The sequence below is a fragment of the Blastococcus sp. SYSU DS0539 genome, from assembly GCF_054050855.1.
Window position 1 is genome coordinate 297441 of record NZ_JBJHAF010000001.1, and the last position, 24126, is coordinate 321566.

Annotated in this window: 22 protein-coding genes; 13 read left to right on the forward strand and 9 right to left on the reverse strand. The window is 74.7% G+C overall.

Translation table 11 applies throughout. From position 1 onward, the window contains the following. The first annotated feature begins 64 nt into the window (after positions 1–64). The 5 genes from ACI790_RS01305 to ACI790_RS01325 all read left to right on the forward strand — a co-directional run bounded on the left by ACI790_RS01305 (position 65) and on the right by ACI790_RS01325 (position 2515). On the forward strand, positions 65–226 hold the full coding sequence (locus ACI790_RS01305; protein ID WP_456567967.1) for a hypothetical protein: 162 nt from the start codon (positions 65–67) through the stop codon (positions 224–226). Between the two features lie 103 nt (positions 227–329). After that, the gene (locus tag ACI790_RS01310) at positions 330–977 is read left to right on the forward strand and encodes a hypothetical protein (RefSeq protein ID WP_456567968.1); all 648 of its coding nucleotides are present in this window, start codon (positions 330–332) and stop codon (positions 975–977) included. 63 nt (positions 978–1040) lie between these two features. Beyond that, complete coding sequence (locus tag ACI790_RS01315) at positions 1041–1187, forward strand: hypothetical protein (protein ID WP_456567969.1); 147 nt, start codon at positions 1041–1043, stop codon at positions 1185–1187. A 53-nt stretch (positions 1188–1240) separates the two neighbouring features. After that, positions 1241–2197: a D-2-hydroxyacid dehydrogenase family protein gene (locus tag ACI790_RS01320; protein WP_456567970.1), complete on the forward strand. Its 957-nt coding sequence runs from the start codon at positions 1241–1243 to the stop codon at positions 2195–2197. Between the two features lie 81 nt (positions 2198–2278). Beyond that, the gene (locus ACI790_RS01325; protein ID WP_456567971.1) at positions 2279–2515 is read left to right on the forward strand and encodes a hypothetical protein; all 237 of its coding nucleotides are present in this window, start codon (positions 2279–2281) and stop codon (positions 2513–2515) included. A 34-nt stretch (positions 2516–2549) separates the two neighbouring features. Here the strand turns inward: ACI790_RS01325 and ACI790_RS01330 are convergent, their stop codons facing one another. Both ACI790_RS01330 and ACI790_RS01335 read right to left on the reverse strand, forming a co-directional pair. Beyond that, a complete protein-coding gene (locus ACI790_RS01330; protein ID WP_456567972.1) occupies positions 2550–3329 on the reverse strand; it encodes a hypothetical protein in 780 nt (259 codons plus the stop codon). Further along, the gene (locus ACI790_RS01335; protein WP_456567973.1) at positions 3326–4264 is read right to left on the reverse strand and encodes an ABC transporter ATP-binding protein; all 939 of its coding nucleotides are present in this window, start codon (positions 4262–4264) and stop codon (positions 3326–3328) included. The genes ACI790_RS01330 and ACI790_RS01335 overlap by 4 nt, the downstream gene beginning before the upstream one ends. Before the next feature lie 173 nt (positions 4265–4437). Between ACI790_RS01335 and ACI790_RS01340 the strand changes: the two genes are divergently transcribed. The 3 genes from ACI790_RS01340 to ACI790_RS01350 are packed head-to-tail and all read left to right on the forward strand — an operon-like array spanning position 4438 to position 7121. Then, the gene (locus ACI790_RS01340; protein ID WP_456567974.1) at positions 4438–5718 is read left to right on the forward strand and encodes a sensor histidine kinase; all 1281 of its coding nucleotides are present in this window, start codon (positions 4438–4440) and stop codon (positions 5716–5718) included. Continuing rightward, positions 5715–6365 carry a response regulator gene (locus ACI790_RS01345; protein WP_456567975.1) on the forward strand — a complete coding sequence of 217 codons (651 nt, stop codon included), beginning with the start codon at positions 5715–5717 and terminating at the stop codon, positions 6363–6365. The genes ACI790_RS01340 and ACI790_RS01345 overlap by 4 nt, the downstream gene beginning before the upstream one ends. Before the next feature lie 48 nt (positions 6366–6413). After that, positions 6414–7121, forward strand: a complete 708-nt coding sequence (locus ACI790_RS01350; RefSeq protein ID WP_456567976.1) for a maleylpyruvate isomerase family mycothiol-dependent enzyme — start codon at positions 6414–6416, stop codon at positions 7119–7121. 111 nt (positions 7122–7232) lie between these two features. Here the strand turns inward: ACI790_RS01350 and ilvA are convergent, their stop codons facing one another. Continuing rightward, positions 7233–8519, reverse strand: coding sequence for a threonine ammonia-lyase IlvA (ilvA, locus tag ACI790_RS01355; RefSeq protein WP_456567977.1), 1287 nt, complete (start codon positions 8517–8519; stop codon positions 7233–7235). Positions 8520–8639: 120 nt separating this feature from the next. Between ilvA and ACI790_RS01360 the strand changes: the two genes are divergently transcribed. Beyond that, positions 8640–9179 carry a hypothetical protein gene (locus ACI790_RS01360; protein ID WP_456567978.1) on the forward strand — a complete coding sequence of 180 codons (540 nt, stop codon included), beginning with the start codon at positions 8640–8642 and terminating at the stop codon, positions 9177–9179. Positions 9180–9185: 6 nt separating this feature from the next. Here the strand turns inward: ACI790_RS01360 and ACI790_RS01365 are convergent, their stop codons facing one another. Continuing rightward, complete coding sequence (locus ACI790_RS01365) at positions 9186–9617, reverse strand: ATP-binding protein (RefSeq protein WP_456567979.1); 432 nt, start codon at positions 9615–9617, stop codon at positions 9186–9188. A gap of 71 nt (positions 9618–9688) precedes the next feature. Here ACI790_RS01365 and ACI790_RS01370 point away from each other — a divergent pair, with 71 nt between their 5' ends. After that, positions 9689–10051, forward strand: a complete 363-nt coding sequence (locus ACI790_RS01370; RefSeq protein WP_456567980.1) for an STAS domain-containing protein — start codon at positions 9689–9691, stop codon at positions 10049–10051. A 10-nt stretch (positions 10052–10061) separates the two neighbouring features. Further along, the gene (locus ACI790_RS01375) at positions 10062–12281 is read left to right on the forward strand and encodes a SpoIIE family protein phosphatase (RefSeq protein ID WP_456567981.1); all 2220 of its coding nucleotides are present in this window, start codon (positions 10062–10064) and stop codon (positions 12279–12281) included. A 130-nt stretch (positions 12282–12411) separates the two neighbouring features. Here the strand turns inward: ACI790_RS01375 and ACI790_RS01380 are convergent, their stop codons facing one another. The 5 genes from ACI790_RS01380 to ACI790_RS01400 form a co-directional block, all read right to left on the reverse strand. Continuing rightward, positions 12412–12804: a hypothetical protein gene (locus tag ACI790_RS01380; RefSeq protein WP_456567982.1), complete on the reverse strand. Its 393-nt coding sequence runs from the start codon at positions 12802–12804 to the stop codon at positions 12412–12414. After that, a complete protein-coding gene (locus ACI790_RS01385; RefSeq protein ID WP_456567983.1) occupies positions 12801–13388 on the reverse strand; it encodes a hypothetical protein in 588 nt (195 codons plus the stop codon). The genes ACI790_RS01380 and ACI790_RS01385 overlap by 4 nt, the downstream gene beginning before the upstream one ends. 298 nt (positions 13389–13686) lie before the next feature. After that, positions 13687–14013 carry a hypothetical protein gene (locus ACI790_RS01390; RefSeq protein WP_456568133.1) on the reverse strand — a complete coding sequence of 109 codons (327 nt, stop codon included), beginning with the start codon at positions 14011–14013 and terminating at the stop codon, positions 13687–13689. 85 nt (positions 14014–14098) lie between these two features. Beyond that, positions 14099–20041: a DUF4011 domain-containing protein gene (locus ACI790_RS01395; protein ID WP_456567984.1), complete on the reverse strand. Its 5943-nt coding sequence runs from the start codon at positions 20039–20041 to the stop codon at positions 14099–14101. Positions 20042–20363: 322 nt separating this feature from the next. Beyond that, positions 20364–21254, reverse strand: a complete 891-nt coding sequence (locus ACI790_RS01400) for an isocitrate lyase/PEP mutase family protein (RefSeq protein ID WP_456567985.1) — start codon at positions 21252–21254, stop codon at positions 20364–20366. Between the two features lie 105 nt (positions 21255–21359). Here ACI790_RS01400 and ACI790_RS01405 point away from each other — a divergent pair, with 105 nt between their 5' ends. Then, positions 21360–22064 carry a GntR family transcriptional regulator gene (locus ACI790_RS01405; RefSeq protein ID WP_456567986.1) on the forward strand — a complete coding sequence of 235 codons (705 nt, stop codon included), beginning with the start codon at positions 21360–21362 and terminating at the stop codon, positions 22062–22064. Continuing rightward, a complete protein-coding gene (locus ACI790_RS01410; protein ID WP_456567987.1) occupies positions 22061–24124 on the forward strand; it encodes a hydantoinase/oxoprolinase family protein in 2064 nt (687 codons plus the stop codon). Before ACI790_RS01405 ends, ACI790_RS01410 begins: the two co-directional genes overlap by 4 nt. Positions 24125–24126 lie beyond the last annotated feature (2 nt).

The window sequence follows — 24126 nt, forward strand, 5'->3', positions numbered from 1 at the left end:
GTCGGGTGGTTGGCCGCGGCTTCCGCGGGGCACGGACGGGTCGATCAACAACGAGGAGGCGATCATGGGAATGATGCGGAAGCTCATGGCATCCGGTATCGCGGCGAAGGTCATCCAGGAGGCCCGCAAGCCGCAGAACCAGGCGAAGATCAAGAAGATGATCTCCGACTTCCAGAACAAGAACAGCGGCGGCGGCGCAGGCAAGGGTCGCGGCGCCGTCCGCTGACCTCGCCGGCACCGTGCGGAGCCGCGGAGCGACCCCTGCGCAGGAGGCAACCGCCTCCCGCGCGGGGGTCGCTCCCGTTCCGCCGGCAGCAGCCGGGGCGCCGGTGAAGACGCGCGAGGAGCACTGGCAGGAACGCCTCGCGCTCCCGGTGCTGGTCGCGGCGCTGGCCTCGATCCCGGCGATGTTCCTGACCGTCGCCGAGGGCACGCTGGGCACGGCCGGGCACGTCATCGACGTCGTCAGCGGGCTGGTGCTGGTCGCCGAGACGGTCATCCTGCTGGTCGTCGCGGAGAACAAGCGCGCCTGGCTGCGCGGGCACCTCGGGCTGGTCGCCCTCACCGTCGCGGTGGTCGTCGCCGTCGTCTTCGCGCTCGGCCCGGTGCAGATCCTGCGGCTGGTGCGCACCGTCGGTGCGCTCCGCATCCTGCGCGCCGGGCGCATCGTCAAGGCCGCCCGCAGCGTCAGCGACCGGCTGGGGTTCACCGGCCGACTCGCGCACGTCGCCGCCGCGGGCGCCGGCGTGCTCGTCGCCGTCTTCGTCGGGGTGGTGCTCGCCGATCCGACCTCCCGCTCGCGCGACCTGCTCACCTCGGTGCTCGGCCCGATCAGCACGCCGCTGATCATCGCGCTGTCCGGAGTCGCCGGGATCGTCCTCGGCGTCGCCACCTACCTGCTGGCCCGCGACCCCGGTGCCGGCTCCGACGCCGAGGACGACGGAGCGCCGGACGACGGTGCGCAGCGTGCCGCATGACCCTCGTGTGACACCTCGGCCGGCCCAGGCGTGGACCGGCCCGGAACGGGCACCCACGAACGCATGGGAATCATGAGCAAGATCGCCAAGGGTGGGATGGCCAAGAAGGTCATGGACGAGGCCCGCAAGCCGCAGAACCAGCGCAAGATCAAGGACGCCGTCTCCAAGTTCACGAACAAGGACAAGGGCACCGGCACCAAGCGCCCGTGACACCGCGCCCCCGGCCCGTGCGGCCGGGGGACCGTCTGTAGTAGACCGGGCACATGCGTCGCATCGCCGTCCTCGACGACTACCAGTCGGCCGCCGCCGAGTTCACCGACTGGTCGCGGTTGCCGGAACCGGCGGAGGTCGTCGAGTTCCACGACAGCGTCGCCGACCCCGACGCGATCGTCGCCCGGCTGGCGCCGTTCGACGTCGTCGTCGCCATGCGCGAGCGCACCCGGTTCAGCCGCGGAGTGCTCGAGCGGCTGCCGAACCTGCGGCTGCTCGTCACCACCGGGATGGTCAACAAGTCCATCGACGTCGCGGCGGCCGCGGAACTCGGCATCACCGTGTGCGGCACCGGCGCCTCGGGCACCGCCACCGTCGAGCTGACCTGGGCGCTGATCCTCGCCACCGTGCGGCACGTGCCGCAGGAGGACGCCGCGATGCGCGCCGGCGGCTGGCAGACCACGATCGGCGGCGACCTCGCCGGTGGCACCCTCGGCGTCATCGGCCTCGGCCGGATCGGCTCGCAGGTGGCCCGCATCGGGGCGGCCTTCGGCATGGACGTCGTCGCCTGGAGCCAGAACCTCACCGACGAGCGGGCCGCGGAGGTCGGCGCCCGCCGGGTCGACCGGGACGAGCTGTTCGCCACCGCCGACGTCGCCACCGTCCACCTGCTGCTGTCCAAGCGGACCCGCGGGCTCATCGGCGCCGACGACCTCGCGCTGATGAAGCACACCGCCGTCCTGGTCAACACCAGCCGCGGGCCGATCGTCGACGAGGCGGCGCTGATCGACGTGCTGCGCCGCGGCACCATCGCCGGCGCGGGCCTCGACGTCTACGACCGCGAGCCGCTGCCGCGCGACCACCCGCTGCGGGAGCTGCGCCGCGCCGTCCTGACCCCGCACCTGGGCTACGTCACCCGCGGCACCTACGAGGTCTTCTACGGCGAGGCCGTGGAGGACGTCGCCGCCTTCCTCTCCGGCGCCCCGATCCGGGTGATCACCCCGTCCTGATCCCTGCCGGATCCGACGGTTGGCCGACGGGGCGCGGGCTACCCCACTACGGCCACACTCCGACGACGAGGGAGCAGTGCGATGACCGAGGGATCCATGACCGGCCGCCCCTACGGCGGCGCGGCCGAGCCGCCCGACGACCAGGAGAAGCTGCCCGGCGAGCGGCCCGAGAAGGGGGAGGTCACCGCGGCGCCCGAGCAGTCGCCCCGCGCGGCGCAGGGCGGCGGCATGTCCGACGACGTGACCCAGGTGCCCGACAGCGGCGCGGACGACGACAAGCCCGCCGGGATGCCGGACGCCACCGGCCCCACCGGCTGACCGCCGCCGGGGAGACGGGTCGCGGGGGTCCCGGTCACCCGGCGTCGCGGCGCAGCAGCGACCAGCCGCCGGCGGCCAGGGCCACCGCGGCCCACCCGACCAGCAGTGCCGTCGCCTGGCCGGCCGCCATGTCCAGCTCACCGAGCAGCGTCCAGATGGCGGCGGAGCCCGGCAGCCACTCGGCGAGGACCGTCAACCACTCGGCACCGAACGCGGGCAGCAGGGCGGGCAGCACCAGCTGGAGCAGGAACACCGCGGCCAGCGCGGCGGCGGTGCTGCGCAGCAGGAGCCCGGCGCCGGCGGTGAGCACGCTCCCGGCCAGCAGCACAGCGGCGATCCCGCCGAGGCTGTCGGCGAGCTCGCCGGCTCGCAGCGTCAGGTCCGGCGCGATGAGCCGGGCGGCGACGTCGGCGACCAGGGCGAGCAGCACTCCGGCCACCGTCGCCACGACGGCCGGGACGGCGACCCGCGCGGCCAGCAGGACGCCGCGGCGCGGGGTCCACTGCAGCGTCGGCCCGATCGCCCCGCTGGCGTACTCCTGGGTGACGGCGAGCAGCACCAGCACGAGCAGCGCGAACTGCCCGACCACGACGCCGTACTGACCGGCGACGGCCGCCGTCGCGGTGGTTCCGGCGGCGGTCGCCATCGCGGCCTCCTCGACGGCGGTCGAGGTGCCGATGCCCACGACGGCCAGGGCCGCGGCGCCGAGGCACCACCACGTCGTCCGCACGGTGCGCAGCCGCAGCCACTCGGCGGACGCCGCCCGCGCGAACACGGTGGCCGCACCCGGCTCCGCCGTCCGGACGGCGCTCACCGCCGCACCTGCCCGGCCGGCCCGGGCGCGCCCAGCACGCGGTACTGGACGCTGTCCCCGGTGAGGTCGAGGTACACCTGCTCCAGCGAGCTGTGCTCCTCGGCCAGCCGGTGCACCGCCACCCCCACCTCCAGCGCCACGTCGCCGACGGTCTCCGCCGACGCACCCTCGACCAGCAGGTCGCCGTCGCCGGTGGGGTGCACCCGCAGCTTCCGGCGCAGCAGCGCGCCGGCCAGGTCGTCGCCCGACGGCGTCCGCACCCGCACCCGGCGGTCGGCACCCTCACCGCGCATGACCTCCGCCATCGACGCGTCGGCGATCAGCCGGCCGCGGCCGATGATCACCAGGTGGTCGGCGGTCTGCTCCATCTCGCTCATCAGGTGGCTGGACAGCAGCACCGTGCGGCCCTCGTCGGCCAACCCGCGCACGAGGCGGCGGATCCACCGCACGCCGTCGAGGTCCAGGCCGTTCATCGGCTCGTCGAACAGCAGGACGGCGGGGTCGCCCAGCAGGGCACCGGCGATGCCCAGCCGCTGGCGCATGCCGAGGGAGTAGCCGCGCACCCGCCGGCGGGCGGCGGGGCCCAGCCCGACCTGGTCGATCACCTCGTCGACCCGCCGCACCGGTATGCCGTGCGTGCGGGCGGCCACCCGCAGGTGGTCGCGGCCGCTGCGGCCGGGGTTGACCGCCTGGGCGTCGAGCAGCGCGCCGGCCGCGCGCAGCGGTTCGGCCAGCCCGGCGAACGTCCGCCCACCGACCAGCGCCCGGCCGGAGGTGGGCCGGTCCAGGCCCAGCACCATCCGCATCGTGGTGGACTTGCCTGCGCCGTTCGGCCCGAGGAAGCCGGTCACCGTGCCCGGCCGGACGTCGAAGGTGAGGTCGTCGACGGCGCGCACCGCGCCGTACTGCTTGGTCAGCCCGCGCACCTCGATCATGCGGGGCTCCCGGGGAGGCGCCGGGGCGGGGATGGAGTCATGCGCCGAGCCTGTCGGGTGGTCGGGGCGCCGCGGATCACCCGGCGGCGCCGACCCGGGTCCCCCGCGCGGGGGAGTGCGGGAGCGCGCTGACGGGGGAATCGCCCGACCGGTCCATCGGCCAGGATCGCTCCATGCCATCGACGATCCCCGGCCGCGGCGCCGCGCCGATCGCCGCCCGGGCCCGGGACCTGCTCGCCGCCGCCCGCCCGGGCTGGCCGGGCCGGGCCCTCTACGCGCTGGCGAGCCTGCCCCTCGGATTGCTGTACCTGGCGCTGTACGCGGGGCTGGTCGGCTCGGTCGTCGCGGTGATCTACGGCGTCGGCGTGCTGCTGATCCTGCTCGTGCTGGCGGCCACCCGTGGCCTCGCCGGCCTGGAGCGCCGGCTGGCCCGCACGCTGCTGGGCGTCGACGTCCCCGACGGGGAGCGGGTGCGCGACCGGCGCGGCGTCGTCCGGGCGCTGCGGCGCCTGGTGTTCGCCGCCGACACCTGGCGCGCGCTCGGCTGGCTGGGCACCCGGGTGCTGCTGGGCGTGGCCGCGCTGGCGGCCGTCTCCTTCGGCAGCGCCGCGTTCGTCGCGCTCGGCTGGGGCACCGGCTGGAACCCGCTCACCGCGCTGCCGCTGCTGGCGCTCATGGCCGCCGTCGTCGTGCTGACCCTGGCGGTGCTCGACCTGCTGGTCCGGCTGGCCGCCGCGGTGGCGCCGCGGCTGCTCGGCACCGCGCCCGAGCAGCGGATCGCCGCGCTGCAGCAGAGCAGCCGGCGGCTGGCCGACCGCAACCGGCTGGCCCGCGACCTGCACGACACCATCGGCCACGCGCTCACCGCGAGCCTGCTCCAGGCCCGCGCCGCGCAGCGAACCCTTGCCCCCACCGGCGACCGGCCGCTGCAGCCGGAGTTCGCCCGGCAGGCGCTCGGCCACATCGAGACCAACACCCGCACCGCGCTGGCCGAGCTCGACCGGGTGCTCACCGTGCTGCGCGCCGAGGACGGCGGTGCCGACCCCCATCCCTTCGCCGCCCCCTCGCTCGCCGACCTCGACGGGCTGCTGGCCGGCCTGCGCGACGGCGGCCTGCCGGTGGCGCTGGTCGTGGACGGCGACGTCGACGACGTGCCGCCGGCGGTGCAGGAGCTCGCCTACCGGGTGGTCCAGGAGGGGACGACGAACGTGCTGCGGCACGCCGGCACCCCGCTCACCGTCGCCCAGGTGGTGCGCAGCGGCGACACCCTCGACGTCCGGGTGTGCAACGAGCGGGCCTCGCAGCTGGACAGCCGACCCGGCCCCGGCGGCGGCCGCGGGCTGGCCGGCCTGCGGGAGCGGACGGCGGCCGCGGGCGGCACCCTCTCCGCCGAGCCCTCGCCGTCCGGGGGCTTCGACCTGTGCGTGACCCTGCCGCTGGCGGGGGCCGCGTGACCCCGCTGCGGCTGGTCCTCGTCGACGACGACGTGCTGGTCCGGTCCGGGCTGCGGGTGATCCTGGAGAGCGAGCCCGACCTCACCGTGGTGGGGGAGGCCGGTACCGGGCGGGAGGCGCTCGAGGTGGCCGCGCGCACCGATCCCGACGTCGTCCTCATGGACGTGCGGATGCCCGATCTGGACGGCATCGCCGCCACCGGAGAGCTCGTCGCCCGCGATCCGCAGCGGCCGCGGGTGCTGGTGCTGACCACCTTCGAGGACGACGACTACCTGTACCGCTCGCTCCAGGCCGGGGCCAGCGGCTTCGCGCTCAAGCGGGCCGACCCCGACGAGCTCGTCGACGCGATCCGGGTGGTCGCCCGGGGCAGCTCGCTGGTGCTGCCCGACCTCACCCGCCGGCTGATCGCCGCGCACGCGCCGTCCCGCGCCCGGGGCAGCGCCGCGCTGCCCGAGCTGACCGGCCGGGAGGCCGACGTGCTGCGGCTGGTGGCCGGCGGGCTGTCGAACGCCGAGATCGCCACCGAGCTGTTCCTCAGCCGCGAGACGGTGAAGACCCACGTCAGCAGCGTGCTGCTCAAGCTCGGCGCGCGGGACCGCACCCAGGCGGTGATCGCCGCCTACGAGAGCGGCTTCATGACCGCCTGATTCCCCCGCCCTGTCGTGCGCCTCGGCGCATCGCTAGGTTCGGCGCTCGTGACCGACGAGCGGACGTCCCCCTTCTTCGAGGCCTCCCGGCGGTGGTGGGCCGACGGCGAACTCGCCGTCGCCGGTGTCGTCGACCGGCTGGCCGACGACGAGCTGGCCGGCGACTCGGCGCTCCCCGGCTGGACACGTGCCCACGTCGTCGCCCACCTGGCCCGCAACGCCGACGCGCTGGTGAACCTGCTGACCTGGGCGCGCACCGGCGTCGAGACGCCGATGTACCCGTCCCGCGCCGTCCGCGACGCCGACATCGAGGCCGGCGCGGCCCGGCCGGCGGCGGAGCTGCGTGCCGACTACGCGGCCGCCTGCGGCCGGCTCGCCCAGGCGATCGAGACGACGCCCGCCGAGGCCTGGGCGGCGGAGGTCCGCAACGGCCAGGGGGTGACCGTGCCGGCGTCCGTCGTGCCGTGGATGCGCGCCAAGGAGGTCTGGGTGCACGGCATCGATCTCGACGCCGGTCTCACCTTCGCCGACCCCGGTGCCGAGTTCTGCACCGCGCTCGTCGACGAGGTGCTCGCGCTCTTCGCCGCGCGCGACCAGGGGCCGGACGTCACCGTCGTCGCCACCGACGTCGGCCGGACGTGGGGGAACGGCGGCACGCGGGTGGAGGGCCCGGTGACCGCGGTCGCCGCGTGGCTGACCCGCTCCGACGCCTCGGGGCTGCCCGGCGAGGTCCCGCCACCGCCCGCCTGGCTCTAGCGGAGGCTCCGCCGACTGCTGAGTTGCTGCCGCCGACACGCGCGGACGCGCCGGCGCGAGCGGCAACAACTGAGCACTCGACAACTCAGCACTCGAGCGCGGGGAGAGCGCTCAGACCAGGAAGCGGTAGGCCGTCGTGCCGGGGGCCACGTGCTGGATGCGCAGCGGGCTCGACTCGATGCGGGCGAGCAGCTCCGCCAGGCCCTCGGCGCGGCCCAGCTCGATGCCGGTCAGCGCGGCGCCGGTCTCTCGGTTGTCCCGCTTGACGTACTCGAACAGCACGATGTCGTCGTCCGGGCCGAGCACCTCGTCCAGGAAGCGGCGCAGGGCGCCGGGCTCCTGCGGGAACTCCACCAGGAAGTAGTGCTTGAGCCCGCGGTGCACCAGCGACCGCTCGACCACCTCGGCGTACCGGCTGACGTCGTTGTTCCCGCCGGAGAGCACGCACACCACCGTCTGCCCCGGCTGCACCGTCACCAGCCCGCCGCTCAGCGCCGACGACGCCAGCGCCCCGGCGGGCTCCGCGATCACCCCGTCGGCCTGGTACAGGTCGAGCATCTCGGTGCAGATCTGCCCCTCGGGCACGGCCACGAGCTCCGCGCCGGAGTCGCGCACCAGGGGGTAGGTGACCGCCCCCGCCCGGCGCACCGCCGCGCCGTCGACGAACGTGTCGATCTCGGGCAGCTCCACCGGCTCCCCGGCCGCCAGCGCGGCCGCCATGTTCGCCGCGCCGGCCGGCTCCACGCCGACCAGCCGGGTGGCGGGGGAGTGGGTCCGCAGCCAGGTGCCCGCGCCGGCGAGCAGGCCACCGCCGCCCACCGGCAGGACGACGACGTCGGGCGCGCAGCCGAGCTGCTCGAGGATCTCCACCGCGACCGTCGCCTGCCCGGCCACCGTCGACGACGCGTCGAAGGCCGGCACCAGCGTCGCCCCGGTGACCCGGGCGGACTCCGCGGCCGCGGCCGCCGCCTCGTCGTAGGAGTCGCCGACGACGACGAGCTCGACCATGTCGCCGCCGAGGACGGCGATCCGCTCGCGCTTCTGCCGCGGCGTGGTGCCCGGCACGAACACCCGGCCGTGCACCTGCAGGGCCCGGCAGGCGTAGGCGACGCCCTGGCCGTGGTTGCCGGCGCTCGCGCAGACCACCCCGGCGGCCCGCGCGACGTCGTCCAGCCGGCTGATGGTCGTGTACGCGCCGCGGATCTTGTACGAGCGGCCGACCTGGAGGTCTTCCCGCTTGAGCCACACGTCGGCGCCGGTCTGCCCGGACAGCCGGGCGTTGCGCTGCAGCGGGGTCCGCTCGGCGACGCCGTCGAGCCGGTCGACGGCGTCGCGCACCTGGGCGGTGAAGTCGTCGGTCAGCGCGTCGTCGCCGGGCGTGGTGCTCACACCGCCCATCGTCGACGACGCGGCGGGCCGGGGGACGAGGAGGTCGAGGAATGCGCCGTGATCTGCCCCACGACGGCCGATCGGGGCCTACCGTCGTCGCCCCGGGATCAGCGAGGCGGTGAACGGTCCATGGCCGGAGCCCTGGTCGTCTACGAGTCGGTGTTCGGTGACGCGAAGCGGATCGCGATGGCGGTGGCGCACGGGTTGTGCACCCGGATGCCCGTCGACGTGGCGTGCGCCCGCGAGGCGCCCACCCAGGTGTCGGCCGGCGTGCGGCTGCTCGTGGTCGGCGGGCCCACGCACGCCTCCGGCATGCCGCGGCCGGCCACCCGCCAGGACGCGGTCCGGCGGCACGGCGCCGTCGTCCCCGATCCGGGGTTCGGGCTGCACGAGTGGCTGGACACCGTCCGGCTGCCGCGGGGCATCGACGCCGCCGCCTTCGACACCCGGATGGACGCCCCGGTCCTGGTGCCGAAGCTGGACCACGCCGCGCGGACCGAGGAGAAGCTGCTCCGCCGGCTCGGCGCGACCCTCGCCGCACCGGCCGAGCACTTCTTCGTCACCGAGGCCGCAGGCCCGCTGGCCGAGGGGGAGGAGGACCGGGCCCGCCGGTGGGGGCAGGCGCTGGCCGAGCTGGTGGCGCCGCACCCGATCCCGGTGCAGGGCTGACCGGGCTCAGTGCGGGCCGAGCAGCCGCAGGTGCGGCTGGGTGCCCAGCCGCTTCTCGAAGGTGACTCGGTGCCGGCCGTCGGGGTCCCGCACGAACTGCAGCCGGTCCACCAGGGCCTGCATGAGGACCAGCCCGCGGCCGCGGTCGTCCAGCGGGGAGACCTCGGGCTCGGTGGCGGCGTCGACGTCGAAGCCCGGGCCGTCGTCCAGCACGCTGATCCGGCACAGCTCCTCGTCGATGGCGACGTCGACCTGGTAGGCCTCGGAGTCCGCGGCGTGGTCGACGACGTTGGCGCAGGCCTCGGTCAGCGCGAGCACGATCTCGTCGATGACCGACTGCGGGACGGCCAGGTGGTCCAGCGCCTGGCGGAGCAGCCCGCGCGCCAGTGGCACGCTGTGGGCCTCCGTGGGCAGGCGCACGGTGAAGTCGATGTCCACGGCCGTTCCGCACCCTCCAGCCCGGTGGCCTACCTTGGGACGCCGGAACGACGCAGCGAGGGAGGTGAACGGTGCTCTTCGACGTGGAACTTTCGACGGTCGCCGGGCGTCCGGCCCTCACCGTACGGGGTGAGCTGGACATCGCCACGGCGCCGCAGCTGACCGACGCCGCCGAGGCTCTGCTGGCCTCGTCGCCGCCGGCCATCGTCGTCGACCTGACGCCCACGGTGTTCCTGGACTCCTCGGGCGCCCGCACGCTCCTCGCCGTCGCCCGCCAGGCGGCCGCCGCCGGCGCCGCGCTGCACGTCGTGGCACCGCGCACCAACCGGCCGGTGCGGCTGCCGATCGACCTGATGCAGCTGGACTCCGTCGTACCGATCGTGCACTCGGTGGGCGAGATCCCCGGCGTCGCCGCCGACCGCGACGCCACCTGAGCGCGCGCAGATGACCAGCCGACCGGCCGGCCCCGCGGCCGCCGTGGACGAGGCGGCCCTGGGCCGCTGCGCGGACGAGCCGATCGCGATCCCCGGTGCGGTCCAGCCGCACGGCGTGCTGCTCGCGGTCGCCGAGCCCGACCTGGCCGTCGTCGTCGCGTCGGCCGGCGCCGGCGCGCTGTTCGGCCGGCCGGTCGCCGGGGCCGCGCTGGACGAGCTGCTCGACGCGGACGCCGCCGCCCGGCTGCGGGCCGGGCTCGGCGGGGACCTCGCCGAGGTCAACCCGCTGCGCGTGCGGGTGGACGGCACCGACGTCGACGTCGTGCTGCACCGGGCCGACGGGCTACTGGTCACCGAGTGGGAGCCGGTCGCGGGCGCGGAGGAGGCGGGCGGCGCCTGGCACCGCCGCCTGCCCACGGTGCTCCAGCGGCTCTCGGCCGCCGGCACGCTCGACGAGCTGACCGGCGTGCTGGCCCGCGACGTCCGGACGCTGCTCGGCTTCGACCGGGTGATGGTCTACCGCTTCGACGCCGACTGGAACGGCGAGGTCGTCGCCGAGGACCGCCGCGCGGACCTCGAGCCCTTCCTCGGCCTCCGGTACCCGGCCGGCGACATCCCGCCCCAGGCCCGCGCTCTCTACGCCACCAACTGGATGCGGCTGATCCCGGACGCCGGGTACGCGCGGGTGCCGCTGGAGCCGGCGGTGACCCCCACGACCGGCCGCCCGCTGGACCTCTCCGGCGCGATGCTGCGCAGCGTCTCCCCGGTGCACCTGGAGTACCTGGCCAACATGGGCGTGGTCGCCTCGATGTCGATCTCGCTGATCGACCGCGGCAAGCTCTGGGGCCTGGTCGCCTGCCACCACTACGCCGGCCCGCACCGCCCCTCCTACGCCGACCGCACCGCCGCGGAGTTCCTCGGCCGCACGGCCTCGCTGCTGCTGCCCACCATGACCTCCGCCGAGGAGCAGAGCGGGGTCGTCGCGGTCGCGCACCGGCAGGCGGAGCTCGCCGCCGCCGTCGGCCGCACCCCGCGGGCGCTCGCCGCGGCGCTCACCGAGGGCGTGACCACCGCGCTGGACCTGCTGCCCGCGGCCGGTGCCGCCGTGCGGCTGGGCGGCGAGCTGCACCTGCTCGGCACCACCCCGCCGGCCGAGCGGGTCGTCCCGCTGGTCCGGGCGCTGCTGGACGCCGGGGTGCCCGTCACCGACGCCGTCAGCCGCGCCCTGCCCGGGGCGGCCGATCTCGCCGGCACCGCCAGCGGGGTGCTCGCCGCCGAGGTGGCCGGTGGCCGCGGGGACTTCGTCGCCTGGTTCCGGCCGGAGACGCTCCGCGAGATCACCTGGGGCGGCAACCCCTACACCCCCAAGACGGCGCAGACCGACGCCGGCCCACGGCTGAGCCCGCGGCGGTCGTTCGACGCCTGGAGCGAGACCGTCCGCGAGACCTCGCGGCCCTGGCGCGCGCACGAGGTGGCCGCCGCCCGCAGCCTGGCCGGCCTGCTCACCGAGACGACGGTGAACCGGGCGGCGGAGGACAACCGGCTGGCCACCGCGCTGCAGCGCACCGTGCTGCTCGAGCAGCTGCCCGAGGTGCCCGGCGTGCAGCTCTCCGCCCGGTACCTGCCCAGCGAGGACGACGTCGTCGGCGGGGACTGGTACGACCTGGTGCCGCTGCCGGGCGGGCGGGTGTCGATCGTGCTGGGCGACGTCGCCGGGCACGGCCTCGCCGCCGCCGCGATCACCGCGCAGCTGCGGCACGCGCTGCGCGCCCACCTGCTGCGCGCACCCGGCCCGGGCGCCGCGCTGGACGGGCTGAACGAGGTCATCGGGGCGCTGCTGCCCGGGGAGCTGGCGACCGCCGTCGTCGTCGAGCTCGACCCGGTCACCGGCGAGGTCGCCGTCGCCAACGCCGGCCACCCGCCGGTGCTGCACGCCTCGGCCGACGGCGCGGCGTTCCTGCACGAGGGGCGCGGGCCGGCGCTGGGCCTGCTCGACGTGGCCGGCTACTGCGAGGTCCGGCTGACCCTCGCCGGCGACGACCGGCTGCTGCTGTTCAGCGACGGGCTGGTCGAGCGGGGTGCCGGCGGCCTGGCCGCCGGGCTCGAGGACCTGCGGGCCGCCGTCGCGGGTGGGCCGGTGGCACCGCAGGCGCTGCTCGACGCCGTCCTCGGCGCGCTGGACCCACCACGTACCGACGACGTGACGCTGCTCGGGGTCGCCCGCACCTGAGTTCACTACCAGTGTCGCCCAGCCACCGCCTGAACGTGACCTGCATGCGGCAGTTCAGACAGCCTCGATGTTGTGGCACCGCGCTCCTCTCGCATCACATCGCGGAGACTGCGCGGACATTCAGGGCCTGTCAGTCGCTGAGATTCTGCAGAAGGTTGGCGACCGAACTGCTCTTGTTCGTCTCGTCCAGTTCGATTATCGCGACACCGAGCTGTCGAGCGGTCTCTTCCAGTCGCGGTTGCACCCTACCGTTAGTGACGAGCAATGCTCTGGCGGGCGCCGAATACTGTTCGGACAGCATGCGGGAGTACGAGGCGACCTGCGCCAAGGCAGCAAAGTGTAGGTCTTGATTGGGGGCGTAATGCTTGAACTCCAGCACGACCACCTCGCCTGAAGGTGATTTCAGGACGAGGTCAGGTCGAGCCGGCCCCGAGGACCTTCCTGTAATGTCTTCGAACCCGCGCGACTGCTGCTGAGCTAGCTGTCCGCGAATCTCCGACAGAATGTCGGCCTCGTATGTCATTGCGTCCCGGACCATCGCAACCTCTTCTTCCTCAGGTTAAGGAACAGGGAGCCCGCCGCAAAAACACCCGCCGTGACGGTGGTGACCGAGCCACTCATGAATCTGAGCTGATCCTGGTCCACCCAGGTGAGCAAGCCTACCCCCAGCCAAGCAACGTTGGCCAAGGCGAGCGAAAGGGGCAGGTAAATCTCCTTTTGTCTAATTTCCGCGGCAACACCGACTTGGCCGCTCTGAATCGTCTGGTTCGTCGCCTCGTCTACCTGTTTGGCATCCGTGAGGACAGGACCCAGATCAGCAAGGGCGGTGGTGATGCCGTCCCATGCGGATTGGAAGATGCGATCGAGTCTGCCGCCGGTTGGCTCGATCACTACCTGCAACTCGTTCGACTTTGCCGCGTAGCAGATGATGCGCGATTGCTGGGACTCTCCGCAGTACTGCAATTGACTCTGCCAGGCCGCAGCGTTCGGGCCGAAGATTGCCGAACGACTCAACGCGGCTGGTTGTGAAGGTCCAAAAACGCGTTCCAGCCTCGGTGCAAGGGTCTCGGCCGCAGCCTCGTGGCTTATCGTGAACTCGACCCACACGAGGGACGACCTTAGTGAGCGATGACCCTCCCGGGTGCAGGGCGCGCCAGCCTGTGGATGATTGCTTGCGCGGGCCACCACGGGCGTCATGACGCACAATGCTGCTGGCGCTCGTCTGGTGTGTGCTTCGGCTCCGGGGAGTGAATGGCGCGATATCGATCGGCGTAGCCAACGTCGCGGAATCGTTGGGCTAGCGCGTCCGAGTTGGATGGATGACCGGCACGAGCGCCGTACTTCGCACGCTGGGCTTCCGCCGTGCCGACCATGTCACGCTGCTCGGGGCCGCCGCACCTGAGCGCTATCGGGCGCCAGCCCGGTGCACCTGCGCCTGCGCCCACCCGGCGAGGCAGTGGAGCGCGGCGTGCTGCTCGGCCGAGGCGTAGCCCTGCTCGAACCGGACGGCCTCGAGCAGGGCGGCGCTGTCGACGTCGCCGCCGCGGAAGAACCGCCCCAGCACCTGCCCGGAGCGGGTGGCGCTGACGAAGAACCCGGCGATGCCCAGGGCGACCGCGTCGCTCACGGCGAGGGTGACCGGGGCGTGGGCCATGGATCCCCGGCGGTCCAGGACCTCCCGGACCGAGGCGACGACCTGGCTCTCCGTGGCGGGCACCGTGGCCCGGCACATGATGCGCACTGCTCTCTCCTCTGCACCGAACGTCTGCAGCGGAGGTATCGACCGAACCTGTTCCGCCCTGAACCCCTCGTCGGGGTCAGCCGGTCAGCAGGCCGGTGGGCTGCTCGGTGAGCCGGCCCGAGTCGAGGGCGGCCGCGAGCGCCTTCTCCAGCACCGGGGTGGCCGACGTCGCCCGGCGCTTGTAGCCGAAGACCGCAGCGGTGGCGGTGAGCAGCTCGTCGCGCTGCATCCCCGCGGCGGCCCGGCACAGCGCCGCCATGGCGTTGGCGATCTCCTCCGGCGCCACGTGCTCGATCGGCCGGTCGGTGCTCGAGACCTGGCGGCGGAACCCGGTCCAGGTGGCGCGGTCGACGCCCTCGGGCCACAGGTGGTCGCCGTCGACGGCCGAGGGCGGCAGCAGCGACAGCAGCGTCTGCTTGCGCGCCTCGGTCGACCGGTTGAGCCCGAACGCGCCGACGGTCAGCTTGGCCAGCCGGTCGACGTGGATCGGACCTTCGGCCTTGATGCCGGCGGCCATCACCCGGCGCACCACGCGGGCGGCCTTCGACGCCGGCAGCTCGTCGAGCACCGACTTCTCCCCGGCGGTCCTCGGGATCCACGGCGTGAACGGCGTCTCGCCCTCCAGCGCCGCCGGACCGGCCGGCTTCCTGGCGGCGGCCGCCTTCGGCGCCGGGCGCGCCGGGCTCGCGGGCACGGCCATCGACGTCACCGACGAGCGCAGCGCCGCGACGCCCTTGAACGACTCGACGGCCGCCGTCGGCAGCCGCAGCGGCTCGACCACCGGAGCCGACGACACGGGCGCGGAGTCGACCGCGGCCACCAGCCGGTCGACGACGGCGGCGGGGCCGGCCAGCCACGTGGGCAGCCAGACGCGCTCGACGACCGGCCAGCGCAGCAAGTCGCCGAGCACCTCGACCGGCACCGCGTCGCGGTCGCCGACCGTGCCGCGGCGCGCCCACGCCGGCCCGTCCAGGAGCACGGCCATCAGCGGGGTCTCCGGGTCGGCAGGCCGGCTCACCGACAGGTCGACCCGGAAGTCCGACAGCCCCACGTCGGTGCGCACGACCAGGCCGCGCTCGCGCAGCGCCGTCGCGATCTGCTCCCGGTGCCGGTCCACGACGGCGGCCGAGCGCGGCGAGCGCGGCAACACGTCGGTGCCCTGCTCGGCCATGTCGAGGTAGGCGCGCAGGTGCTTGATGCCGACCGAGGAGGTCTCCTCGGCCCGCAGCTGGGCGGGGTCGAACGACGAGAAGACGACGACCTGGCGCCGGGCCCGGGTGATCGCCACGTTGAGCCGCCGCTCGCCGCCCTGCCGGTTCAGCGGGCCGAAGTTCAGCGGCAGGGTGCCGTCGGCGGTGGGGGAGAAGCCGGTGGAGAAGAAGACGACGTCGCGCTCGTCGCCCTGCACGTTCTCCAGGTTCTTGACGAACAGGCCCTCGCCGTCGGTGCGGTCCAGGGCGGCCGACAGCCGGTCGTCGTCGGCGTCGCGCAGCAGCGCCTCGATGTAGGAGCGCTGCTGGGCGTTGAAGGTGACCACGCCGATCGAGGGGACGACGTCCATGCCGTCCCACTTCGGGACCGCGTCGAACCGCCGCCGGATCTCCGCCACGATCGCCTTGGCCTCGGCCGGGTTGGTGCGCAGCAGCCGGCCGGCGCCGGAGCGGTGGAAGGTGCCGGGCACCCGGACCAGCGACACCCCGCGGCCGTCGGGCTCGGCCGAGGCCCGCCCGTGCGTCGGCGCCGGGAACGACGACAGCCGGTTCTCGTAGTACTGCGCGTTGGAGAAGGCGATGAGGGACTCGTCCTGGCTGCGGTAGTGCCAGGACAGCCAGTGCCGGGGCACCCGGGCCTGCACGCACTCGCTGAGGATGGACTCCTCGTCCTCGACCGCGGTCTCCACGACCTCGACCGAGTCGTCCGAGGTCGCCGGAGTCGGCTCGAGGAACGACGTCGGCGGCATCTGCTTGGAGTCACCGACGACGACGGCGGCCTTCGCCCGGCCCAGCGCGCCGACAGCGTCGGCCACCCGGATCTGCGAGGCCTCGTCGAACACCACGAGGTCGAACTGGTCGGCCTTCGCCGGGAAGAACCGGGCCACCGAGTCCGGGGAGACGAGCACGCACGGCATCACCGCGGTGATCAGCTCGCCGTACCGCGCCAGCAGCTGACGCACGCCCAGCCCGCGGCGCTGCTTGGCCAGCTCCCGCTGCAGCGCGCCGACCTGGCCGGTGCCCATCGCGGCGTCGAACGGGCGGGCGCCGAGCACGGCCGCGGGCAGCGCCCGGGTCAGGTGCTCGCGGACCGCCCGGGAGGCGGCGGTGAACCGGGCGATCGCCGCCTCGTGCGCCTGCTCGTCGAAGCCGTCGAGCCCGGTGGCGTCCAGCCGCTCGGCGACCGAGGCCGTGGCCAGCCCGCGGTCCAGGGCGCGCACCGCGTCGTCGGCGGGCACCGCGCCGGTGATGAGCAGCGTCCGGGCGTCGAACAGCCCCGCGTAGCGCAGCGGCTCCAGGGTGTCGAGGAAGGACACCCAGCGGCGCAGCGACATCAGCACCGAGCCCTCCCCGCCGGACCCGGGCGTGGTGAGCAGGCCGCGCTCCGGGCGGGTCATCGACCAGCGCAGCACGAAGCCGTCGTCCCCGGCCCAGGCGGCGAGCTGGTCCGAGGAGCTGTGGCAGACCTGCAGCAGCGCGGTCACCGCGTCGCGCAGCCGGGCGACCGTGGCGGCAGTCTCCGGCGCGGCCGGCATCCCGGCGACGATCAGCTTGCGCAGCGCGACGTGGAAGGCCGACGACCCGTCGACGGCGGCGCCGGCGCGGCGCAGCCACTCGACCTCGCGCTCGAGCAGGCCGGGGTCGGTGAACGGGTTCCAGCTCTCGGGTGCCACCAGACCCGGCACGGAGTTCGCCCGGGCGGCGATCGCGGAGACCGCCGTCTGCACCCGCCACAGGTTCTCCACGAGCAGCGGGACGTCCCTGGGCCTCACCTTCGCGCCCGGTCGCAGGCAGGTGGCCAGCTGGTCGCGGACGGCGGTCAGTCGGCGCTTGCGCCCCCACCAGCCCGAGGCGGCCGCCGTCTGCGCGGACACGTAGATCTCGGCCAGGGGCAGGCCGAGGACCTCCGGCGTGGCGACGTCGAGGCCCGGGTGCCGGAAGGCGGTGAACGCCGCCACCTCGCCGAGGACCGCGCCGGTCGCCGTCGTCCACCGGCCGCTGAACGTCTCGTCCAGCACGTCCAGGCCCACGGGCGGCCCGGACAGCAGGTGCACCAGCGCGTCGAGGTCCTCCGGCGTGCGGGCGTGCCGCAGCACCCCGCCGAGCTCGGCGAAGGCGGCGGCCTCGCGCACCGCCGCGTCGACGGCGGACGCCGCCTCGCGGGCCGCGGGCAGGTCGATCTCCGGCGAGTCGACGAACGCCCAGGGGTGCCGCGGCGAGGGGCGGGTGAGGTCGGCGATGTCGGGCAGCAGGGCCAGCGCCCGCCGCACCGCGGTCAGCACCTCGGGCGGGGCGTCGGCCACGAACGGCAGCGGGACCGGCAGCGGCCGGACGTCGGTGCCGGCGGTCAGCTCGGCGGTGCGGGCGGTGTAGAGCGACAGCCCGGCGGCGTTCTCGGTGTGCAGCCGGTCGGCGTAGCGAGCCAGCTGCCGGCGGGCCGAGCGCAGCGTCTCGGAGTCGCCGGCCAGCCCCTGCTCGTCGACGGCGATCGCGTGCTCCAGCGCCAGCCGGACCTGCGCCCGCACCGTCGAGGCGCGCGAGCCCTTGTCGTGCAGGTCGAGGGCGAACATGCCCATGCCGACCGCGTCCAGCCGCCGGGCGACGACGTCGAGCGCCGCCCGCTTCTCGGCGACGAACAGCACCCGCTTGCCGTCGGCGACCGCCCGGGTGAGCAGGTTGGTGATGGTCTGCGACTTTCCCGTGCCGGGCGGGCCCTCGAGCACGAAGGTGCGCCCGGCGCCCGCCTCCGCGATCGCCCGCAGCTGCGAGGCGTCGGCGGCCACCGGCAGCCGGCCGGCCAGGTCGTCGAGGTCGACGTGCGCACCGGAGTCGCGGGCGGGGTCGAGGAAGGGCTCGGTCGGCTCGTGCACGAGGTGGTGCACCAGCGGGTTGGCCGCGAAGTCGCCCCAGTGCTCGTCGAGGTCCTTCCAGAGCCGGTACTTGGCGAACTGCAGGATCGCCAGGTCCGCCGTCGCCTCGACCCGGTAGGGCAGGCCGTGGCCGACCAGGCCGACCCGCATGGCCTCCAGCGCCCGCTCCAGCTCGGGGGTGCTCTCCGCGGTGTCGCTCAGCGCCGGGACGACCAGGCCGTGCACCTGGCGCAGCTTCTCCAGCAGGCAGTAGTTCGGGGTGCTCGAGCCCGACTCGTCCAGCGCCAGCCGGTAGGAGCCGGTGCGCCCGACCGGGGTGAGGACGACGGGCACCAGCAGCAGCGGGGAGCGCAGCGGCCGGCCGTCGAGCTCCCACACCAGCGAGCCCAGCGCCAGGTAGAGGTTGTTGGCGCCGGTCTCCTCCTGCACCGTCTTCGCCCGGTAGGCGAGGTTGCGCAGCCGGGGCAGGTAGCCGCCGGAGGTGACGTCGGCGTGCACCTCGCGCCGCTCCACCAGCAGCTCGGTCAGCTGCTCGGCCGGCAGCTCCCGGGCACTGGTGAGCCCGCGCTCCTGCTGGACGGCGGCCAGCCGGTCACCGGGCAGCAGGGTGAGCGGGGTGCCGTCGTGGACGAAGTTGTCCAGGATCGGCAGCGCGGTGTCCGGCACGGTGAGCGGCAGCCCGGCGCGGTCGCTGTAGTTGATCAGCCGGTTGCGCAGGCTCAGGTCGAGCAGCGCGCTCTTCCACTGCTGCACCCGGGGCGGCGCCTCGGGGCGGCTCGACTGCTGCGCGGGTGCCGGCCCGGCCGGGAACGCGGGGGCGCTGTGCTCGGCCGGCCGGTACTCGACGACCTGGAGCAGCCCCTCCGGCGTCCGCGCGCGGGCGGGCAGCGGGAGGATGCCGTCCCGCCGGGCGCGGTGGACGTCGGTGACGCCGAGGATCCGCTCGAGCTCGCCGGTGAGCCAGTCGGCGTAGGCCGGGCGGTGCAGGTCCTCGCCCGGGCGGCCGGAGCCGGTGAGCAGCGTTGTCTCCACCAGGCCGATCAGCCCGAGGTCGACCAGGTTGACCAGCGGCGCGGCGTCGGTGGTGGCGGCGCTCTCGGAGCTGCGCTCCTCCCGCCAGTACCCCAGGAACGCGTGCGCTCCGGCGGTCCGGCCGCCGGTGCCCTCGGTGAGCCACAGCAGCGGCCGGATGCCGGCCTGCTCGCACGCGGCGGCGAGCAGGACGACGGTGTCCAGCGGCGTGCCCACCCGCCAGGTGAGGACGTCGCCGGGCGAGCGCACCTGCTGGCCGAGGTCGGTCCAGCTGGCCGGCGGCTCGGAGTAGCGGATGCCCCGGCGCCGGAGGGCCTCGGCGAGCGCCTGCACGACCTCGTCCACCCGCTCGGGGGTGGCCGCATAGCCGACCATCGCGCCGCTGCCGGTCGTCTCCTCGAGCACCTCGGCGGCCTCGGCGACCAGCCCGGTGACCGCCGGGTGGTTGGGCAGCACGTGCGCGGCGAGCATCTCCAGCGCCAGCGGCAGGGGAGTGGCCAGCCACTGGTTGGCCGCGAGCACCTGCACCGGCGCGGTGGTCTCCCCGAGCAGCTCGCCGTCGAGCTCGACCTCGACGTCGACCACGCCGGGGCGCTGCTCCTCGACCTGCAGCATCGCGGCCGGGTCCATGACCAGGCCGATGCCGGTGAGCACCGTGGTGCGGCCCGCGTCGACGTCGGCCAGCAGCTCGACGGTCTGCGCGATCGGCCCTTCGGCGTCGCGCACCGACAGGCGCACGGTGACCCCGCGCAGCGTGCGGTCGGCCGTCAGCGCCAGCCGGGAGACGACCGGCAGCCGGTTGTGCGCCAGCGCGTAGCTGAGCACCGGGGTCGAGGTGAGGTCGATGGAGACGACCGCGGCCGGCGCGACGACATCACCGAGCTCGATGTCGGCAGTGGTCTCCATGGCACCTGTCTACCGGTTCGGACGGACTGGTCCGCCCAAGGTCCCCGACGGGTGGGGCGGATGTGACGGGTGCGCTCGATCGTTGCCCGGGATCACACGCCGGACCCCGTCCGGTGGTTCCGGCGGCACGGGATCCTGCCGATGGGCCCCGGCCGGGATGCCTTCCGCCGCGCTCGGTCCGTCTCTGCCCGGCCGTGCCGGGCAGAGACGGACCGTCCGGGTACCTCACCCCGGTCGGGCCGGGTGGGTCGGCCCGGGCCGCCCCGGGGGTCGGCCGCCACCGGTACCGCGGCCGGGTGGACGGCCCGCCCGGCGGGGCGGGTCAGCGGAAGCGCTGCTCCAGCTCCTGGATCTCGGGCAGGCCCACCAGGTCGGTGAACTCGCCGAACGTCGGCACCGCGTCCAGTGCCGCGGTGGGGACGCCGTCCCGCTTGAGCACGTCCAGCAGCGAGCGCATGCCCGCGGTCGCCGCGAGCAGCGTGCCGATCGGGTAGATGACCAGCGAGAAGCCCAGTTCGGTCATCCGCGCGTAGGTCAGCGGCGGGGTCTTCCCGCCCTCGGCCCAGTTGAAGACCAGGGGAGCGGTGCCGCGCAGCTCCTCGGCCACCCGCGCGATGTCCTCCTCCGACGTCGGCGCCTCGACGAAGAGGATGTCCGCGCCGGCCTCGGCGAAGGCGCGCGCCCGGGCGATCGCGTCGTCCACCCCGGAGACGGCGACGGCGTCGGTGCGGGCGATGACCAGCAGATCGGGGTCGCGCCGGGCGGTCACCGCGGCCCGGATCTTGCCGACCATCTCGTCGGTGCCGATGACCGCCTTGCCGGTCATGTGCCCGCACTTCTTGGGCGAGACCTGGTCCTCCAGCTGGAGCGCGGCGACGCCGGCCTGCTCGTACAGCTGCACGGTGCGGACGACGTTCACCGCGTTGCCGTAGCCGGTGTCGGCGTCGGCGATCACCGGGACGTCGACGGCGGAGACGATGCGCCGGGCGTTGTCGACCATCTCCGACCCGGTCAGCAGCCCCACGTCGGGCCGGCCGATCAGCGACGCCGTCGTCCCGAAGCCGGTCATGTACACGGCGCCGAACCCGGCCTGCTCGACCAACCGCGCGGAGAGCGCGTCGTAGGCGCCGGGCGCGATGAGCGGCTCCGGCCCGGCCAGCAGTTCGCGCAGCCGTGCCCTCGGTGCCCGTTCGTTGCTCAGCAGCTCGGCCACGTCGCCTCCTCGTTGTATGCAGAAACCCGGAATTTACCGGCAGGCATTGCCTCCCGGAACTGGGCGCCTCTAGGTTTGCACACAATCCACGAGGGAGTGTGACCGGTGACACGATCCGCGACGTCGGCCGAGCGGGTGCTCCAAGAGCTCCGCGAGCTGATCCTCGCCGGTGCCCTCGCCCCCGGTGCGCGGCTCGGTGAGGTGGAGCTGGCCGAGCGGCTGGGCGTCAGCCGCACCCCGGTCCGCGAGGCGCTCACCCGGCTGGCCGCCGAGGGTCTGGTCGAGGTCGTGCCCAACCGCGGCGCCCGCGTCGCCACCTGGACCGTCGCCGAGCTGGAGGGCGTCTTCGACCTCCGGCTCTCCTTGGAGCCGCAGCTCACCGGCGCCGCCGTGCCCAACGCGAGCCCGCGCGACGTCGAGGAGCTCGACGAGCTGGCCCGCCGGATGCTCGCCGTCGGCAGCCCGGGGCCCGGGCAGAACCTCGACGCCCTGGTCCCGCTCAACCGCGCCTTCCACGACCGGCTGGTCGCCCTCGCCGGGCACCCGACGCTCGCGGCCGCGCTCGCCGCCGCCATCCACCCGCCGATCGTGCGGCGCAACTTCCACGCCTACGACGCCGAGTCGCTGCGCCGCAGCCTCGCCCACCACCTGGAGATGGTCGCCGCGCTGCGCGCCGGCGACGCCGGGTGGGCCCGCGCGGTGATGACCGCGCACATCTGCAACGCCCGGGCCGTGATGGTCCGGGCCGCGACCGAGCGGACCGCCCGCGCAGCGACCGGCCCGCACCCCCAGGAGAAGGAGGCCTCATGAGCTACCGGCTCGGAGTCGACGTCGGAGGCACGTTCACCGACGTCCTGCTGGTCGAGGAGGGGACCGGCAGCACCTGGCGTGCCAAGACCGCCTCCACCCCGGCCGACCAGGCCGTGGGCGTCCTCACCGGCGTGGCCAAGGTCTGCGCCGAGGCGGGCATCGAGCTCGCCGAGGTCGCGCAGGTGCTGCACGGCACCACGGTGGCGACCAACGCCATCCTGGAGGGCAAGGGCGCCCGCGTCGGCCTGGTGACCACCCGGGGCTTCCGCCAGGTGCTCCAGATCGCCCGCTCCTTCGTGCCCGGCGGGCTGGCCGGCTGGATCATCTGGCCCAAGCCCGAGCCGCTGGCCGCGCTGGAGAACACCGTCGAGATCGACGAGCGGATCGCCAGCGACGGCCGGGTGATCCGCGAGCTGGACGAGGCCGACGTCCGGGCCCAGCTCGCCACGCTCCAGGACGCCGGCATCCAGGCGCTCGCGGTCAGCCTGATCAACTCCTTCGCCGACCCCGCCCACGAGCGGCGGGTCGCCGCGATCGCCGCCGAGCTGCTGCCCGGCATCCCGGTCTCGCTCTCCTCCGACGTGCTGCCCGAGCTGCGCGAGTACGAGCGCACGCTGACCACGGTGGCCAACGGCTACGTGCAGCCGCAGGTGCAGAAGTACGTGCAGAACCTCGCCGGGCGGCTCCGCGAGGGCGGCGTCGCCGGTGAGCTGGCCATCCTGCGCAGCGACGGCGGGCTCTCCTCGGCCGCCAAGGCGATCGACTCCCCGGTGACGCTGCTGCTCTCGGGCCCCGCGGGCGGGGTGACCGGCGCGGTGTGGGCCGCCGAGCAGGCCGGCCACCGCGACGTGATCACCTTCGACATGGGCGGGACGTCGACCGACGTGGGGCTGGTCCAGGACCTGAGCCCGCGGATCGGCCGGGAGACGAAGGTGGGGGACCTCGTCGTCCGGTCCTCGAGCGTCGACGTCCGCACGGTCGGTGCCGGTGGCGGATCCATCGCCCACGTCCCGGAGCTCACGAAGGCGCTGCGCGTGGGCCCGCAGTCGGCGGGCGCCGACCCGGGCCCCGCCGCCTACGGCAAGGGCGGTGCCGACCCCACGGTGACCGACGCCAACGTCGTGCTCGGCCACCTGCCCACCTCCCTGGCCGGCGGCGAGATCACCCTCGACGTCGAGGCCGCGCGGGCCGCGGTCGCCACGGTGGCCGAGGCGATGGGGCTGGAGTCGGTGGAGGCCGCGGCCGCGGGGATCATCGACATCGTCAACGAGAACATGCTCGGCGGCCTCCGGCTGGTCTCGGTCCAGCAGGGCTTCGACCCCCGCGACTTCGCGCTGGTCGCCTTCGGTGGCGCCGGCCCGCTGCACGCGAACGCCCTCGGGAAGCTCACCGGCGCCTGGCCGGTGATCGTGCCGCCCGCCCCAGGCATCCTCAACGCCCTCGGCGACGCCACCACCAGCCGTCGCGACGAGTCGGCGCGGACGGTGCTGCGCCGGTTCGCCGAGCTCTCCGGCGACGACGTCGTCGGGATCCTGCGCGGCCTCGCCGAGGACGCCGGCCGGCGGCTCTCCGAGCAGGGCCTGCCGGCCGAGGAGCAGACCGTCGGCTACCAGGTCGACGTCCGGTACCACGGGCAGGGCTTCGAGATCCCGGTCGACGTCGACCCGGCCTCGCTGGACGACACCGACGGGGCGCTGGACACCGTGGCCCGCACGTTCGACGCCGAGCACGAACGGCTGTTCGGCTTCCTGCTCGACGTCGACCACGAGATCGTCAACGCCCGCGCCACGGTCACCGGGCCGAAGCCGGACGTCGCGCCGGTGACCCTGCCCGAGGGGGACGGCGACCCGGCCGGCGCCCTGGTCCAGGACCACTCGATCTACGTCGGTGGCGAGCACCTGCCCGCCGGCGTCTACGACCGGGCGAAGCTGCGCGCCGGTGACGTGGTGACCGGTCCCGCGATCGTCACCGAGATGGACTCCACCACCCTCGTCCTGCCGGGCCACGTCGCCACCGTGCACCCGGCCGGCAGCCTGCTGATCACCCCCCTGGAGGGCTGAGC